The 15,484-nt window shown below is 70.2% G+C and carries 17 protein-coding genes; 12 read left to right on the top strand and 5 right to left on the bottom strand.

The genetic code is table 11. The annotated features are described in order from the left end of the window. The first annotated feature begins 49 nt into the window (after positions 1-49). A complete protein-coding gene (locus tag JOD63_RS08550; protein WP_211088078.1) occupies positions 50-1,504 on the top strand; it encodes a pyridoxal phosphate-dependent decarboxylase family protein in 1,455 nt (484 codons plus the stop codon). Between the two features lie 35 nt (positions 1,505-1,539). Here JOD63_RS08550 and JOD63_RS08545 read toward each other — a convergent pair whose 3' ends face one another. Beyond that, complete coding sequence (locus JOD63_RS08545; protein ID WP_045276159.1) at positions 1,540-1,926, bottom strand: DUF1844 domain-containing protein; 387 nt, start codon at positions 1,924-1,926, stop codon at positions 1,540-1,542. A 280-nt stretch (positions 1,927-2,206) separates the two neighbouring features. Here JOD63_RS08545 and infC point away from each other — a divergent pair, with 280 nt between their 5' ends. From infC to JOD63_RS08490, 11 genes are all read left to right on the top strand, one after another. Further along, positions 2,207-2,824 (top strand): translation initiation factor IF-3, encoded by a 618-nt coding sequence (gene infC, locus JOD63_RS08540; RefSeq protein WP_084613570.1) that lies wholly within the window; start codon positions 2,207-2,209, stop codon positions 2,822-2,824. Between the two features lie 70 nt (positions 2,825-2,894). Next, entirely contained in the window at positions 2,895-3,089 is a 195-nt protein-coding gene (gene rpmI, locus JOD63_RS08535) for a 50S ribosomal protein L35 (protein WP_045276160.1), read from the top strand. Between the two features lie 31 nt (positions 3,090-3,120). Then, the gene (gene rplT / locus JOD63_RS08530; RefSeq protein WP_045276161.1) at positions 3,121-3,504 is read left to right on the top strand and encodes a 50S ribosomal protein L20; all 384 of its coding nucleotides are present in this window, start codon (positions 3,121-3,123) and stop codon (positions 3,502-3,504) included. Between the two features lie 122 nt (positions 3,505-3,626). Then, complete coding sequence (locus JOD63_RS08525) at positions 3,627-4,427, top strand: TrmH family RNA methyltransferase (RefSeq protein ID WP_045276162.1); 801 nt, start codon at positions 3,627-3,629, stop codon at positions 4,425-4,427. 84 nt (positions 4,428-4,511) lie between these two features. Next, positions 4,512-5,309: an amino acid ABC transporter ATP-binding protein gene (locus tag JOD63_RS08520; protein WP_045276163.1), complete on the top strand. Its 798-nt coding sequence runs from the start codon at positions 4,512-4,514 to the stop codon at positions 5,307-5,309. A gap of 79 nt (positions 5,310-5,388) precedes the next feature. Next, on the top strand, positions 5,389-6,258 hold the full coding sequence (locus JOD63_RS08515) for a glutamate ABC transporter substrate-binding protein (protein ID WP_045276164.1): 870 nt from the start codon (positions 5,389-5,391) through the stop codon (positions 6,256-6,258). A 71-nt stretch (positions 6,259-6,329) separates the two neighbouring features. Then, the gene (locus tag JOD63_RS08510; RefSeq protein WP_407664990.1) at positions 6,330-6,977 is read left to right on the top strand and encodes an amino acid ABC transporter permease; all 648 of its coding nucleotides are present in this window, start codon (positions 6,330-6,332) and stop codon (positions 6,975-6,977) included. Then, positions 6,974-7,903, top strand: coding sequence for an amino acid ABC transporter permease (locus JOD63_RS08505; protein ID WP_045276165.1), 930 nt, complete (start codon positions 6,974-6,976; stop codon positions 7,901-7,903). The genes JOD63_RS08510 and JOD63_RS08505 overlap by 4 nt, the downstream gene beginning before the upstream one ends. 69 nt (positions 7,904-7,972) lie before the next feature. Continuing rightward, entirely contained in the window at positions 7,973-9,028 is a 1,056-nt protein-coding gene (pheS, locus tag JOD63_RS08500; RefSeq protein WP_045276166.1) for a phenylalanine--tRNA ligase subunit alpha, read from the top strand. Next, positions 9,028-11,559, top strand: a complete 2,532-nt coding sequence (gene pheT, locus JOD63_RS08495; protein WP_045276167.1) for a phenylalanine--tRNA ligase subunit beta — start codon at positions 9,028-9,030, stop codon at positions 11,557-11,559. The genes pheS and pheT overlap by 1 nt, the downstream gene beginning before the upstream one ends. 193 nt (positions 11,560-11,752) lie before the next feature. After that, positions 11,753-12,730, top strand: a complete 978-nt coding sequence (locus JOD63_RS08490) for an NAD-dependent epimerase/dehydratase family protein (RefSeq protein ID WP_045276168.1) — start codon at positions 11,753-11,755, stop codon at positions 12,728-12,730. 7 nt (positions 12,731-12,737) lie between these two features. Here the strand turns inward: JOD63_RS08490 and JOD63_RS08485 are convergent, their stop codons facing one another. The 4 genes from JOD63_RS08485 to JOD63_RS08470 are packed head-to-tail and all read right to left on the bottom strand — an operon-like array spanning position 12,738 to position 15,335. After that, positions 12,738-13,490, bottom strand: coding sequence for an ABC transporter permease (locus JOD63_RS08485; RefSeq protein ID WP_045276169.1), 753 nt, complete (start codon positions 13,488-13,490; stop codon positions 12,738-12,740). Further along, positions 13,490-14,380 (bottom strand): ABC transporter ATP-binding protein, encoded by an 891-nt coding sequence (locus tag JOD63_RS08480; protein WP_045276170.1) that lies wholly within the window; start codon positions 14,378-14,380, stop codon positions 13,490-13,492. Before JOD63_RS08480 ends, JOD63_RS08485 begins: the two co-directional genes overlap by 1 nt. After that, positions 14,377-14,676 (bottom strand): transcriptional regulator, encoded by a 300-nt coding sequence (locus JOD63_RS08475; RefSeq protein ID WP_045276171.1) that lies wholly within the window; start codon positions 14,674-14,676, stop codon positions 14,377-14,379. Before JOD63_RS08475 ends, JOD63_RS08480 begins: the two co-directional genes overlap by 4 nt. Further along, positions 14,673-15,335, bottom strand: coding sequence for a hypothetical protein (locus tag JOD63_RS08470; RefSeq protein ID WP_052682531.1), 663 nt, complete (start codon positions 15,333-15,335; stop codon positions 14,673-14,675). Before JOD63_RS08470 ends, JOD63_RS08475 begins: the two co-directional genes overlap by 4 nt. Positions 15,336-15,484: the final 149 nt, after the last annotated feature.

Below are 15,484 nucleotides of genomic sequence, written 5' to 3'. Positions count from 1 at the left end.
TCTTGCGGCGGGTGCCCGCCGGGCGGATGATCGCCGCGGGAGGTGCGCGATGGAAGATCAGACTGGGGCGACGCACCCGAACAACGAAGACGAGATCCCCGCCGAGGGGCTGCCGACGCGGGCGGGGGCGGAGCTGCATCGGGCGCTCGATGCCGCCCATCGCCATGCCGTCGCGTGGCTCGACTCGGTGGCGGAGCGGCCGATCCGGCCCGAGACCGATGTCGACGGCATCCTCGGCGCGCTCGACACGACGCTCCACGACGAGAGCAGATCGGCCGCCGCCGTCGTGGACGAACTCGCTGCGATCGCGGAGCCGGGGCTGATGGCGATGGGGTCGCCGCGGTTCTACGGCTTCGTGATCGGGGGATCGCATCCCGCGGCGCTCGCCGCCGACTGGCTCGTCTCGGCGTGGGATCAGAACACCGGGTCGCGTCAGCCGACGCCGGCGACCGCGGGCCTCGAAGAGGTGGCGGGGGCGTGGCTGCTCGAGCTGCTGGGACTTCCGGCGGGCAGCGGCGTGGGCTTCGCGACCGGCGCGTCGAGTGCGAACTTCGCGTGCCTCGTCACCGCGCGCGACGCGGTGCTGCGCGACCGCGGGTACGACGCGTCCACCGGCGGCCTGCAGGCGGGTCCGCGACTGCGGTTCCTCGCCGGCGATGCGGTGCACACGTCGGTCGTGCTCGCCGGGCGGCTCGCGGGTCTGGGGGCTCCCGAGACCGTCGGCGCCGATGCGCAGGGCCGCATCGACGTTCCGGGGCTGGAACGCGCCCTGGCGGCGGATCCGGATGCGGCGACGGTCGTCGCGCTGCAGGCGGGCGACGTGCACTCGGGGGCGTTCGACGACTTCGCGATCGCGATCGCTGTCGCTCGCGACGCCGGGGCATGGGTGCACGTCGATGGGGCGTTCGGGCTGTGGGCGGCGGCGAGCAGCCGCTACACGGATCTGACCGACGGCGTCGCCGAGGCGGACTCGTGGGCCACGGACGCGCACAAGACCCTCAACGTGCCGTACGACTGCGGGGTCGCGATCGTGCGCGACGAGGCTGCGATGACGTCGTCGCTCGGCGCTCACGCCGCCTATCTGCCTGCCGTCGCCGCCGTGTCCGACCCGTACGACCGGGTGCCGGAGCTGTCGCGTCGCGCGCGCGGCGTGACCGTCTGGGCGGCGCTGCGGGCGCTCGGCCGCCGAGGTGTGGCCGATCTCGTCGACGGGCTCGCCGATGCGGCATCCGCTCTCGCCGACGGGTTCGCCGAGATCCCGGGGCTCGAAGTGCTCAACGACGTCGCCTTCACCCAGGTGTGCCTGGCGTCGGGCGACGACGCGCAGACGCTCGCGCTGGGGGAGTGGCTGCGGGCGGAGGGAACCGTGTGGGCGTCGTCGTCGAACTGGCAGGGCCGCGCGGTGGTGCGGTTCGCGGTGAGCAACCGCGGGACGGATGCCGAGGCGGTGGCGCGCACGGTCGACGCCGTCGCACGCGGGGCCGAGGCCCTCGGCATCCGCTGATCGTCGCCGAGCGTTCGATCAGATGACTGACCCGGTCAGGTGACGGGGCCGGTCCACTTCTCGCCGGGCCCCTTGCCGATCGGGTCGGGGATGACCGACCCCTCGCGGAACGCGAGCTGCAGCGAGCGCAGTCCGTCGCGGAGCGACCGCGCGTGCATGTCGCTGATCTCGGGCGCCCCGGCGGTGATGAGGCCGGCGAGGGCGTTGATGAGCTTGCGGGCTTCGTCGAGGTCGGTCTGAGCGGCCGGGTCGTCGGCGAGGCCGACCTTCACGGCGGCGGCGCTCATGAGGTGCACGGCGGCGGTCGTGATGACCTCGACCGCGGGCACGTCGGCGATGTCGCGCGTGGCGGCTGCCGCGGCGCGCTCCTGCTCCTCCCAGTGGGTGTGGCGGGGGTCATCGGCGGGCGGAATCGTGCTCACGGAGTTCTTTCTGCTAGACTTCTGCGGGCTCCGGTACGTTCTGTGCCGGAATCGAAAGAGGATCACATCCCACCCGCGCTTGCCGCTCCAGGCTACCGGGTCATGCACTCCGCCCCGACCGTCCTGCGGCCGGGGTAGTTCCCCCGACGGAAACCGGGCGGGCTGGAAAAGGGTGCGAGCCGGCGCTCCCGCGTCGTGCCGGGTGGAGTGAGAATCTCTTTCGCCCGCGACCCGCAATCGGTGTCGTGGTGGCCTTCATCCGCATGTAGAGGAGTTCCGCATCAGCGATCCCCGCACCAACGACCGCATCCGCGTTCCCGAGGTCCGCCTCGTGGGCCCCGCGGGTGAGCAGGTCGGCGTCGTCCGCATCGAGGTGGCGCTGCGCCTGGCCCAGGAGGCCGACCTCGATCTCGTCGAGGTGGCCCCGAACTCGAAGCCCCCCGTGGTCAAGATCATGGACTACGGCAAGTTCAAGTACGAGGCTGCGCAGAAGGCCAAGGAAGCGCGTCGCAATCAGGCGAACACCGTCCTCAAGGAGGTCCGGTTCCGTCTGAAGATCGAGGCACACGACTACATCACCAAGCTCAAGCGCGCCGAAGGCTTCCTGCAGTCGGGTGACAAGGTCAAGGCCATGATCCTGTTCCGCGGTCGCGAGCAGTCGCGTCCCGAGCAGGGTGTGCGCCTCCTCCGCAAGTTCGCGGAGGACGTCGCCGAGTTCGGCACCGTGGAGTCCAACCCCACGATCGACGGCCGCAACATGGTGATGGTCATCGCCCCGCACAAGAACAAGTCCGAGGTGAAGACCGAGCAGAACGCGCAGCGTGCTGCCACGAAGGAAGCCAACCGCGCGGCCCGCACCGGTGCCGCAGCGTCGTCCGAGCCGGCACCCGCCGAGTAGGACCCACAGACTCCCGCCCCGGCGGGACCCGACTCCCGCCTGGGCGGGAAGTGAAACGAAGGAAGAAGAGATGCCGAAGCAGAAGACCCACTCGGGTGCCAAGAAGCGCTTCAAGATCACCGGTACCGGCAAGCTCAAGAAGCAGCAGGCCGGAATGCGCCACAACCTCGAGGGCAAGTCGAGCCGTCGCACCCGTCGCCTGAACCAGGACCAGGTGCTGTCGAAGGCCGACACCAAGCAGGCCAAGAAGCTCCTCGGCATCTGAGCGCCGACGCACACGTTAGGAAGTAGAAGAAATGGCTAGAGTCAAGCGGGCCGTCAACGCCCACAAGAAGCGTCGCGTCATCCTCGAGCGCGCCTCCGGTTACCGGGGCCAGCGTTCGCGTCTGTACCGCAAGGCGAAGGAGCAGGTCACCCACTCGCTCGTCTACGCGTACCGCGACCGTCGCAAGCGCAAGGGTGACTTCCGTCGCCTGTGGATCCAGCGCATCAACGCCGCAGCGCGCCAGAACGGCATCACGTACAACCGCTTCATCCAGGGCCTCGGCCTCGCGGGTGTGCAGGTCGACCGTCGCATGCTCGCCGAGCTCGCGGTGAACGAGCCCAAGACCTTCGCCTCGCTCGTCGAGACCGCGAAGAAGGCGCTCCCCGAGAACGTCAACGCCGCCAAGACGGCCTGATTCGGCCTCAACGCACCGAAAGGGGCGTCCTCCTCACGGAGGGCGCCCCTTTTCGCGTGCATTCGCCGTCTCCCGGGCGATCTGAGCGGAATCACGGATGCCGCGGACCCTAGACTGAACCCGTGCTCGAGAACCCCCGGTCGCACCGCGTGCGCGCCGTCGCAAAGCTCCACAAGCGCAGTGCGCGCCAGGAGACAGGCCTGTTCATCCTCGAGGGCCCTCAGGCGGCGCGCGAGGCGCTCGCGTACAGCCCCGAGACGATCGTCGACATGTTCGCGACACCGACGGCGATGGAGCGGCACGGCGACGTGCGGGCTGCTGCGCGCGACGCCGGCATCGAGATCGAGTACGCGACCGAGTCCGTGATCGGCGCACTCGCCGACACCGTCACTCCGCAGGGGATCGTGGCCGTCGCCCGGCAGGCGCCGACCTCGCTGCGCGACGTGTTCGCGGCATCCCCTCGCCTGGTCGCCATCTGCGAAGAGGTCCGCGATCCCGGCAACCTCGGGACGATCATCCGCGCAGCCGACGCAGCCGGAGCCGACGCCGTGGTGCTGACCGGACGCACTGTCGATCCGTACAACCCGAAGGTGGTCCGGGCCACCACCGGGTCGCTCTTCCACCTGCCCGTCGCCGTGGGCGTCGATCTGGCGACAGCCGTCGACCGGGCTCACGCGGCCGGCGTGCGCGTGATCGCCGCAGATGTGGGCGGCGGGGACTTCCTCGCCTCACGCCATCTCCTCGCCGAGCCGACGGCCTGGCTCTTCGGCAACGAGGCCCGCGGCCTCGAGGACTCGGCGATCGCGCTGGCCGACACGACGCTGCGGCTGCCGATCTTCGGCCGCGCCGAGTCGCTCAACCTCGCCACCGCGGCGAGCGTGTGCCTGTACGAGACCGCATTCGCGCAGCGCGCCGCCGGCTGATCCGCCGGGGCGCTCCTGTTACAAGTCGGTAAAGCCGGGGTCAACCTCCTGCGGTGAGGGCCCCGCACCCCATAGTTTGGGGGAATGGCGACACCTGACGCACCGGCAGAGGCGCCGCGCACCTCGAACATCAACGTCCGTCGTGGCGAAGCTCTCGTGGTCGTGGACCACGTCGACAAGCACTACGGCGACCTCCACGTCTTGAAGGACATCAACACGGTGGTCAACCGTGGCGAGGTCGTCGTGGTGATCGGCCCCTCGGGGTCGGGCAAGTCGACGCTGTGCCGCGCGATCAACCGACTCGAGACCATCGACGGCGGATCGATCACGATCGACGGCGTGCCGCTCCCCGAGGAGGGCAAGGCGCTGGCGACACTCCGAGCCGACGTCGGCATGGTGTTCCAGTCGTTCAACCTCTTCGCCCACAAGACCGTGCTCGAGAACGTGACCCTCGGGCCGATCAAGGTGCGCGGGCTCAAGAAGAAGGACGCGGAGGAGAAGGCGATGCAGCTCCTCGACCGCGTCGGCGTCGCCAACCAGGCCAAGAAGATGCCGAGCCAGCTGTCGGGCGGACAGCAGCAGCGCGTCGCGATCGCGCGATCGCTCGCGATGAACCCGAAGCTCATCCTCATGGACGAGCCGACGAGCGCGCTCGACCCCGAGATGATCAACGAGGTGCTCGACGTGATGATCGGGCTCGCGAGCGAGGGCATGACGATGATCGTCGTCACCCACGAGATGGGCTTCGCGCGCAAGGCGGCCGACCGCGTGCTCTTCATGGCCGACGGCGCCATCGTCGAGGAGGCGACCCCGGAGGAGTTCTTCACGAACCCGCAGAGCGGGCGTGCGAAGGACTTCCTCTCGAAGATCCTCGACCACTAGAGCTTGGCCGCCCCACGCGGTCGAGAACAGCAGAGGCACCGCCACGAGCGGGCCTCGAACACAGCAAAGGACGAAGGACATGAAGCGATTCAGACTCCCCTTGATCGCGCTTGCGGCCGTCGGCGCCCTCGCGCTGTCGGCGTGTGCGAGCGGAACCGAAGATCCGGGCGCGACGACCGCGCCCGAGCCCGAGGAGATGAGCTTCGAAGAGGGCACCACGATGGCAGCCCTCAACGAGGCCGGCGAGATCACGATCGGCACGAAGTTCGACCAGCCGCTGTTCGGCCTCATGGGCCCGTCGGGAACCCCCGAGGGCTTCGACGTCGAGATCGGCAAGATCATCGCCTCGCACCTGGGCATCGCCGAGGACAAGATTACGTGGAAGGAGGCCGTGTCGGCCAACCGCGAGCCGTTCATCGAGAACGGCGAGGTCGACATCGTCATCGCCACGTACACGATCAACGACACCCGCAAGGAAGTCATCTCGTTCGCCGGCCCGTACTACATGGCCGGTCAGTCGATCCTGGTGCTCGCCGACAACGACGACATCACCAGCGAAGACGACCTGGTCGGACAGCCGGTCTGCTCGGTGACGGGCTCGACCCCCGCCGAGAAGCTCGCCGAGATCGGTGCCGAGCCGGTGCTCACCGACACGTACTCGAACTGCCTCGAGCCGCTGCGCACCGGCGCGGTCGTGGCCGTCTCGACCGACAACGTGATCCTCGCCGGCCTGGCGGCGCAGAACGAGGGCGAGTTCAAGGTCGTCGGCGAGCCGTTCACCGAAGAGCCCTACGGCATCGGGCTGACGCTCGACGACACCGACTTCCGCATGTGGATCAACGACGTGCTCGAGGAGTCGTACGCGGACGGCACCTACGAGGAGGCGTGGAACTCGACGGCCGGCACCGTGCTGCCGTTCGTCGACCCGCCGACTCCCGACCGCTACTGATCGATCGGATGCCCCGCCCGGCCGCCGCGCCGGGCGGGGCATCCGCCACCCGACCTACGGAAGGAGGGGGAGTGGACCAGTACCTCGCCACATTCCCGATGTTCTGGCAGGGCTTCCAGGTGACGCTCCTGCTGCTCGTCGTCGCCGGCGTGCTGTCGCTGGTGCTCGGCACCGTGATCGCGGCGATGCGCATCTCGCCGATCGGTTCGCTGCGCATGTTCGCCGCGTTCTGGACCGAGATCGCCCGGAACACCCCGCTCACCCTCGTCTTCTTCTTCTTCGCCGTCGTGGTGCCCTTCCTCGGACTCCGCGCGCCCTTCATTCCGCTGGCGATCGCGGCGCTGACGTACTACACCTCGCCGTTCGTCGCCGAGGCGCTGCGATCGGGCATCAACGGCGTTCCTCAGGGCCAGGCGGAGGCCGCGCGCAGCATCGGTCTCGGCTTCGGTCAGACGGTGTCGCTCGTCGTGCTGCCGCAGGCATTCCGCATGACGATCCCGCCGCTGATCAACGTCTTCATCGCTCTGACGAAGAACACGTCGGTCGCCGGCGGATTCTTCGTCTTCGAGCTCTTCGCGGCAACCCGACAGCTCGCCAACGCGAACGGCAACATGGTCATCCTCATCCTCCTGACGGCCGCGGCCCTGTACCTCGTGATCACCGTCCCGCTGGGGCTGTTCGCGGGCCGCCTCGAGAAGCGTCTGGTGGTGCAGCGATGACCGGTTCCAGCGTCCTCTTCGACGCGCCCGGACCCCGCGCGCGACGCATCTCGCTGATCGCCTCGATCGTGGCGCTCGTCATCATCGCCGGTGCTCTCGCCTGGCTCATCTGGACGCTGGCCACGCCCCGCGTCTCGGGTGGGGTGCCGGTGCCGGCGATCCTCGACCCGGTGCGCTGGTCGATCTTCACCGACCCCGAGGTGTGGGGCGCCATCGGTCGCGGCGTGGTCGCGACCCTTCAGGCGGCGGCGGTCGCCGCCGTCGGAGCACTCGTGCTCGGCGTCGCGTTCTCGCTGATGCGCTCGTCGACGATCGCGTGGGTGCGCATCCCGACCGCGTGGCTGCTGGAGTTCCTTCGCGGCATGCCCGTGCTGCTGATGATGCTGTTCATCCTGCTCGTGGCGTCGACGGGGGCCTTCTGGGCCGTGGTGATCGCGCTCGCGCTCTACAACGGGACGCTCATCGGCGAGGCGCTCCGCGCCGGCCTCGCAGCTCTGCCCCGGGGTCAGCGGGAGGCCGCGCTGAGTGTGGGGATGCGCACGTTCCAGGCCAAGCGGCTGGTGGAGTTCCCGCAGGCGTTCCGGCAGATGCTGCCGATCATCGTCGCCCAGCTCGTGGTGCTGCTGAAGGACACCTCGCTCGGCTACATCGTCGGTTACAACGAGCTCATCCGCACGATGATGAACAACCTGGCGACGTTCTACGGCAACCGCTACCTGTTCTCGCTGTTCTTCGTCTGCCTCATCATCTACCTCGCGATCAACCTGTCGCTGTCGTGGTTCGCGCGCTGGCTCGCACGGCGCACGGCGAGCGGCGGCGGGCGCCGGTCGAAGCCGGCCGTGGCCACCCCTGGTCTCGCCGACCCGACCTCGGCGATCCGTCTCGCCGAGGCGAGCGCAGCCGCGCGCCAGTCCGGAGGGCACTGACGGTCGGCCCCGCCGAGGATCGGCTGAGGCGAGCGGCGGTGCCGCGCGTCGTCGGTAGACTCGTCTCTCGTGTCTGACGTTCCCCTGAACACTCCCGCAGAGATCTCGCCCGAGGCGGTGCAAGCCGCCGTCGACGGTGCCCTCGCGGCCATCGCCGCGGCAACCGATACCGCCGAGCTCAAGGCCGCACGCTCCGCGCACACCGCCGAGGGCTCGCCGCTCGCGGCGCTCAACGCGCGCATGCGCGAAGTGGCGCCCGAGAAGAAGGCGGAGTTCGGCAAGCTCGTGGGTCAGGCCCGCGGGCGTGTGAACCAGGCTCTGGCAGCCCGTGAGGAGGAGCTCGCCGCAGCCGAGACCGCCGCGAAGCTCGCCGCCGAGTACGTCGACATCACCGCACTCGCGCCGCGGGCGCGCGTGGGTGCGCGGCATCCGATCTCTCTCCTGCAGGAGCAGATCGCCGACATCTTCGTCGGCATGGGATGGGAGATCGCCGAGGGGCCCGAGCTCGAGCACGAGTGGTTCAACTTCGACGCGCTCAACTTCGACGTCGACCACCCGGCGCGCCAGATGCAGGACACGTTCTTCGTCGACCCGACCTCCCGCCATCTCGTGATGCGCACCCACACGAGCCCGGTGCAGGTGCGCTCGATGCTCGAGCGCGACCTTCCGCTGTACGTGCTCTGCCCCGGCCGCGTGTACCGCACCGACGAGTTCGATGCGACGCACCTGCCGGTGTTCACCCAGTTCGAAGGCATCGTCGTCGACAAGGGCATCACCATGGCGCACCTCAAGGGCACCCTCGACCACGCCGCGAAGGTGCTGTTCGGCCCCGAGGCCAAGACGCGGTTCCGCGCCAACTTCTTCCCCTTCACCGAGCCGTCCGCCGAGCTCGACCTGTGGCACCCCACCTTCACGGGCGGTGCCCGGTGGATCGAGTGGGGCGGCTGCGGAATGATCAACCCCAACGTGCTGCGCGCGGCCGGCATCGACCCCGAGGAGTACTCGGGCTTCGCTTTCGGAATGGGCATCGAGCGCACGCTCATGTTCCGCAGCGACGTGCAGGACATGCGCGACATGGCCGAAGGCGATGTGCGCTTCAGCGAGCAGTTCGGAATGGTGGTCTGATGCGCGTCCCGCTCTCGTGGTTGCGTGAGTACGTCGACGTCCCGCAGGATGCGTCGCCCGAGGATGTTCTCGAGGCGCTGGTGCGCGTCGGGTTCGAGGAGGAGGACGTCTTCCGCTTCGAGCTCACCGGGCCGATCGTCGTGGGCGAGGTGCTCGAGTTCGTCGAGGAGCCGCAGTCCAACGGCAAGACCATCCGCTGGTGCCAGGTACGCGTCGCCCCCGAGGGCGAGACCGCGGCCGACGGCGGCGACGCCGTGCACGGCATCGTGTGCGGCGCGGGCAACTTCTTCGTCGGCGACAAGGTCGTAGTGACGCTCCCGGGCGCCGTGCTGCCCGGTCCGTTCCCGATCGCCGCCCGCAAGACGTACGGCCACGTGTCGGACGGCATGATCGCCTCCGCCCGCGAACTCGGGCTCGGCGACGAGCACAACGGCATCCTGCGTCTGGTCGAACTCGGCCTCGACGCGCCCGCCGGCACCGATGCGATCGCGCTGCTCGGCCTCGACGACGTCGCGGTCGACATCAACGTGACGCCCGACCGCGGCTACGCCCTGTCGATCCGCGGCGTGGCGCGCGAGTACTCGCACGCCACCGGTGCGGCGTTCCGCGACCCCGGCGCGAAGGTCTGGGGCGAGGTCAACCTCCACGACGAGAGCGCCTTCGCTGTCGCCGTCGTCGACGAGGCGCCGATCCGCGGCCGCGTCGGCGCATCGGAGTTCGTCGCGCGCATCGTGCGCGACGTCGACCCGACCAAGCCCACCCCGGCCTGGATGATCGCGCGGCTCACGCTCGCCGGCATCCGTTCCCTCGGCATCCTCATCGACATCACCAACTACGTGATGATCGAGCTCGGCCAGCCGATCCACGGGTACGACCTCGACAAGCTCACCGGCGGCATCACCGTGCGGCGCGCGACGGCGGGGGAGAAGCTCGAGACGCTCGACGGCAAGGTGCGCGACCTCAGCGTCGAAGACCTGCTGATCACCGACGAGTCCGGCCCCATCGGCCTCGCCGGCGTCATGGGGGGCGGCACGACCGAGATGACGGATGCCACGCGCAACGTGCTGATCGAGGCCGCGACGTTCGACACCGTTTCGATCGCCCGCACCGCCCGACGTCACAAGCTGCCGTCCGAGGCGTCGCGTCGCTTCGAGCGCGGTGTCGACCCGGCGATCCCGTTCGTCGCGGCGGCGCGGGTCGCAGACCTGATGGTGCAGTACGCCGGAGGAACCGACACGCGCGCCGGCGGCGCACTCATGAACCCGTTCTCGACGGCCGGGATCGTGCTGCCGCGCGCCTTCGTGCCCGCGCTCATCGGCGTGGAGTACACCGATGACGAGATCGTGTCGGCCCTCGAGATGGTGGGCTGCGAGGTGAGCGCGAACGAGGAGAGCTGGATCGCCATCCCGCCGACCTGGCGCCCCGACCTCACCGACAAGTGGACGCTGGCCGAAGAGGTCGCGCGCATCGAGGGGTACGACCGCATCCCGTCCGCGCTGCCGCTGCCGCCGTCGGGCCGGGGGCTCACCGCCGCGCAGCAGGGCCGTCGCCGCGTCGCGAACGCGCTCGCCGCCGCCGGCTACGTCGAGACGCCCTCGTTCGGCTTCACGACCGAGGAGCAGAACGACCTGCACGGCTCGCCGACCGGCGCGCACCTGCCGAGCGTCAAGCTCGCGAACCCGCTCGACGGCCAGGCGCCGTTCCTGCGGCGCTCGCTCGTGCCCGGTCTGCTGCAGGTCGCCCACCGCAACGTCTCGCGCGGCCTCACCGACCTCGCGATCTTCGAGACCGGCGTCGTGTTCCTGCCGAAGCCCGGCGTGCAGTACGGCACCGCATTCGTGCCGCCGCTCGCGGTGCGTCCCGACGCGGCGACGCTCGCCGAGCTCGATGCGTCGATCCCGCCGCAGCACCGGCACGTCGCGGTGCTGCTCGCCGGCAACGCCGTGGCCAAGCAGCCCGGCTCGGCCGCCGTCGCGGCCGACCTCGTCGACGCGCTCGACGCGGTGCGGGCGATCGGCTCGGCTGCCGGCGTCACGATCGACGTGGCCCAGGGGGAGCGCGCGGCGCTGCACCCCGGCCGCACCGGCGTGCTGTCGGTCGGGGGAGCGGAAGTCGGCTACGTCGGCGAACTGCTGCCTGCCGTCGCCGAGGCCGCCGACCTCCCCGGTCGCGTGCTGGTCGCCGAACTCGACCTCGACCTCGTGCTCTCGCTCGCGGGCGAGCGCGTGATCGCGGCGTCGCTCTCGGGCTACCCGGCCGCGACGCAGGACGTGTCGCTGGTAGTCCGCGCCGACGTGGCCGCCGCCGATCTGCGCGCGGCGCTCGTCGAAGGCGCGGGCGATCTGCTCGAGTCGCTGCGGCTGGTCGACGACTACCGCGGCGCCGGACTGCCCGAGGGAGCGAAGAGCCTCACGTTCGCGCTGCGCTTCCGCGCGTCTGACCGCACGCTCACCGCGGCCGAGGCCACCGAGGCGAAGCTCGCCGGCGTGGCCGTGGCGGCGGAGCGGTTCGGCGCAACGCTGCGCGAGTAGGCGTTTCGTCTCGCTTCGCTCGCTCAACGACCGGGTGGGATGGGCGTTTCGTCTCGCTTCGCTCGCTCAACGACCGGGGGCGGCGCTCCGTGCCGGTCGTTGAGCGAGGAGCGCAGCGACGAGACGAAACGTCGTGGTTGCGCCGTGAGCGGAACCGGATGACGCCTCCCGGCACTCCTGGTTGGGTGAAGCCATGACCGACGTGCTGATCCTCGGAGGAACCGGCTGGCTGAGCGGGCGCATCGCGCGCGCCTGGGTCGAGGCGGGAGCATCCGTCACCTGTCTCGCACGCGGCGGGCGGCCCGCACCCGAGGGAGCGGCACTGGTCGTCGGCGACCGCGACAGCGCGGACGCCTATGACGCGGTGGCTGGGCGCGAGTGGGACGAGGTCGTCGACGTCTCGTCGAACCCGGCGCACGTCGCGGCGGCGCTCGAGGCCGTCGGCGCTCGCACGGCGCACTGGACCTACATCTCGAGCGTCTCGGTGTACGCGCGCGCCGACGTGGTCGGCGGCGACGAGCAGGTCGAGACCCTCGAACCGACCGGGCCCGGCGAACCGAGCGACTACGGGCGCGACAAGGCGGCGGCCGAGGCATCCGTCCGTGCCGTCGCGGGCGACCGGGCGGCGATCGTCCGCCCCGGCCTCATCGTCGGTCCGGGCGACCCGACCGACCGGTTCGGGTACTGGGTGTCGCGGTTCGCTCTCGCCGGCGATGAGCCGGTGCTCGTGCCCGACGCCTCCGGCGCGAGCGCGCAGGTGATCGACGTCGACGACCTTGCCGCCTTCGCGGTGCACCTCGGCCGCGAGAGGTGGTCGGGCATCGTGAACGCCGTCGGCGACGTGCACCTGCTCGTCGATGTGCTCGAGCTCGCTCGAACCGCGGCGGGCCACACGGGCGAGGTGGTGGTCGAACCCGCTGATGAGCTGATCGCGCACGGCGTCGCCCACTGGGCGGGCCCGAAGTCCCTGCCGCTCTGGCTCCCCGACGACATGCCGGGGTTCATGACCTGGCGGAACGAGGGGTTCCGCGGGGCCGGCGGCACCCTCCGTCCGCTGGCCGAGACCGTCGACCGCACGCTCGCCGACGAACGCGCCCGCGGCCTCGACCGTGAACGTCGCGCCGGCCTCACCCGCGCCGACGAACTCGCGATCCTCGGCGCTCTCGCGTAGCGAAGTCTCAGCGGAACCGGCGGCCCTCGTCGCTGCGGTACAGCCAGATCGCGAGCGCTCCCAGCACCACGGTCCACGCGACGATTCCGAGCACGGCCCACAGCGGCACCGCATCGCCGAGCGCGGCGGCGACGACGATCTCGCGCGCCTGCCGCACGGGCAGGAACTTCGAGACGGTGTCGAGCCACGCGGGGAACATCACCGGCGGCAGGAAGAGCCCGCCGCCGAACGCGAGCACGAACATCGCGACCTGGGTGATCGCGATCGCCGCCTTCGGGCCGGAGGTCGTGCCGATGACGATGCCGATCAGCGCCGACGGAACGGCGGTGAGCACCACCAGGCCGATGGCCGCCAGCAGGTCGCCCGGGGTGATCGCGGCTGCGGTGAAGAGGGCTCCGACTGTCAGCAGCGGGATCATCGCGACGACCGAGATGACCAGGGTCGCCGCCATGAGCCCGACGATCCGCGCCACCGGCGAACCGGGGAGGGTGCGCAGGTACGGCCACCACGGCTTCGATCGCTGCTCGGCCATGTCGAGTCCGATGCTGAACAGGCTCGCCGACATGAACGCGAACACGACCATCGACGCGATCGCGGCGACGGCGAAGTCGGGGGTGTCGACGACGACGCGCTGCGGCAGCACGAACAGGCAGAACGCCAGGGTGGGGAAGACGAGCGACCCGATGACGGCGATCGGCACGCGCACGGTCTCGATGAGGTTGTACTTCGCGTGCACGGCGGCGAGGGAGATGGTGGACATCAGACCGTCGCTCCCTTCGTGATCGTGAGGAAGGCTTCTTCGAGGGATGCTCCGCGCACCGTCAGATCGGTGAACGGTGCACCGCTCGCCACCAGAGCGCGGATGAGGGCGTCGGAATCCGACACGACCGCGGTCACGATGCCGTCATCGGGATCCGCGCTCACCGACGCAGCGGGGTCGAGCGCGAGCACGGTCGATGCCTCCACCCCGCGCAGCGTCACGCGCCGCCGCGCGACACCCGCGACGACCGCCGCCAACGTGTCGTCGGCCCGAACCGCACCCTGGTCGATCACGACGACGCGCTGGGCGAGCTGCTCGATCTCTTCGAGGTGGTGGCTGGTCACGACGATGGCGGTGCCCTCGCGGTTGCGGGTGCGCACGGCATCCCACAGCGACCGTCGTGCGTCTACGTCGAGGCCGGTCGTCGGCTCGTCGAGCAGCACCAGTTCGGGGTCTCCGACGAACGCGAGGGCCACGGCGACGCGGCGCTGCTGCCCGCCTGAGAGGGCACCGCAGTGCTTCGCGAGGAGCGGCTCGAGGTCGAACTCGGCGACGATCCGATCGAGCGACCCGGGCGCCGGGTAGTGGGATGCCACGAACCGCAGCACCTCGCGCACCTTCAGCGACTCGGGAAGAGCGGTCGCCTGCGGTGTCGAGCCGAGGCGGGTGCGGTACGCGGGAACCCGCGGGTCGCCGCCGAAGAGCTGCACGACGCCGGAGGTCGGCATCCGGAGCCCTTCCACGAGGGAGAGCAGCGTCGTCTTGCCGGCGCCGTTCGGGCCGAGGAGTCCGACGCATTCGCCGGCGTGGATGTCGAGCGTGACGCCGTCGAGGGCGACCGTGTCGCCGAAGCTCTTGCGCAGCGACTCCGTGCGGACGAGCGGGTTCATGGGGTTCCTCCGAGGAGCGCGAGCAGCTGGGTGCGGTACGCGCGGAACGCACCGCGGCCGGCGTGGGTGAGGGCGATGTGCGTGACGGGCTTGCGCCCGGCGAACGACTTGGTCACCTCGACGTAGCCGGCGTCGGCGAGCTTCGCCAGATGCGTGGTGAGGTTGCCCGCGGTCATGTCGAGGAGCTTCTGGAGCGCCGGGAAGGTGATCGAGTCGCCGTCGTCGAGCACCTCGGCCAGGGTGGTCGTGATCCGGAGCCGAGCGGGCGCGTGGATGACGGGGTCGAGTTCGCTCACGACTGCACCGACGGGGTCTCGGGGCTGTACGCCTCGATAGGGCCCCAGTACATGAGCGCCGCGACGGCGAGCATCGCGACAGGCCCGGCGATCGCGTACACGAGGAAGTGCGTGGGGGCGCCGAAGAAGGTCGCGACGATCACGATGACGATGAGGACGCCGCCGAGGATGTACATCGGCACCGCACGCCATAGTGCGCCACCGGCGAGGTAGAGCACGCCGACGAGGAAGATGTACAGCCCGGGCCAGATCAGCTGCTCCATGTCGTGCGGCAGTCCGTTGCGCTGCAGCGCCCAGATGAACAGCGCCGCGGCGATCATGACGATCGTCCACGAGCAGCCGTACAGGGCGCCTTGCAGCTGGCTGCGTCCTCGGATGCCGTCGCCGGCCGCGCGGATGCCGACGAACGCCGACCACACGATCGCGACGGCGAGCGATCCGCCGAAGATCCACCACCCGGTCGCCGTCGGGAGGAGGTCCACTCCGCCGACCCCGGTGGTCAGCCAGAGGGCGCTGAAGCCGATGCCCCAGGCGACCGCCCAGAGCACGACGAGGCCGGCATAGCGCCCGGTCATGCGGCGGATGGTCTCGCGACGCGTCTTCTCGAGCAGATCGAGCATCTGCCGCGGGTCGGTGGCGGCATCCAGTTCTTCGTCCATGCAAAGCAGTTTGCATCGCAAAGTACTTTGCGTCAAGAGGGAGATTTGCGGATGCCGCGCCGCGCCCGCTATCGTCGGCCCATGCCTTCGGCGCCCCAGGGACTCTCGACGCTCGCTCCGAGCGCCGCTCCCGCGCGCCGACGCCGCCT

It is taken from the genome of Microbacterium terrae (assembly GCF_017831975.1).
In the GTDB taxonomy this organism is placed as follows: domain Bacteria; phylum Actinomycetota; class Actinomycetes; order Actinomycetales; family Microbacteriaceae; genus Microbacterium; species Microbacterium terrae.
The sequence above is the reverse complement of the archived record's forward strand: the minus strand, read 5'-3'. Positions and strand labels throughout refer to the sequence as shown.

Coding starts and splice junctions, on each gene's coding strand:
- JOD63_RS08490 (WP_045276168.1), top strand. CDS start 11,753: ATGACCGACGTGCTGATCCTCGGAGGAACCGGCTGGCTGAGCGGGCGC.
- JOD63_RS08550 (WP_211088078.1), top strand. CDS start 50: ATGGAAGATCAGACTGGGGCGACGCACCCGAACAACGAAGACGAGATC.
- rpmI (WP_045276160.1), top strand. CDS start 2,895: ATGCCGAAGCAGAAGACCCACTCGGGTGCCAAGAAGCGCTTCAAGATC.
- pheT (WP_045276167.1), top strand. CDS start 9,028: ATGCGCGTCCCGCTCTCGTGGTTGCGTGAGTACGTCGACGTCCCGCAG.
- JOD63_RS08515 (WP_045276164.1), top strand. CDS start 5,389: ATGAAGCGATTCAGACTCCCCTTGATCGCGCTTGCGGCCGTCGGCGCC.
- rplT (WP_045276161.1), top strand. CDS start 3,121: ATGGCTAGAGTCAAGCGGGCCGTCAACGCCCACAAGAAGCGTCGCGTC.
- JOD63_RS08470 (WP_052682531.1), bottom strand. CDS start 15,335: ATGGACGAAGAACTGGATGCCGCCACCGACCCGCGGCAGATGCTCGAT.
- JOD63_RS08480 (WP_045276170.1), bottom strand. CDS start 14,380: ATGAACCCGCTCGTCCGCACGGAGTCGCTGCGCAAGAGCTTCGGCGAC.
- JOD63_RS08505 (WP_045276165.1), top strand. CDS start 6,974: ATGACCGGTTCCAGCGTCCTCTTCGACGCGCCCGGACCCCGCGCGCGA.
- JOD63_RS08520 (WP_045276163.1), top strand. CDS start 4,512: ATGGCGACACCTGACGCACCGGCAGAGGCGCCGCGCACCTCGAACATC.
- JOD63_RS08485 (WP_045276169.1), bottom strand. CDS start 13,490: ATGTCCACCATCTCCCTCGCCGCCGTGCACGCGAAGTACAACCTCATC.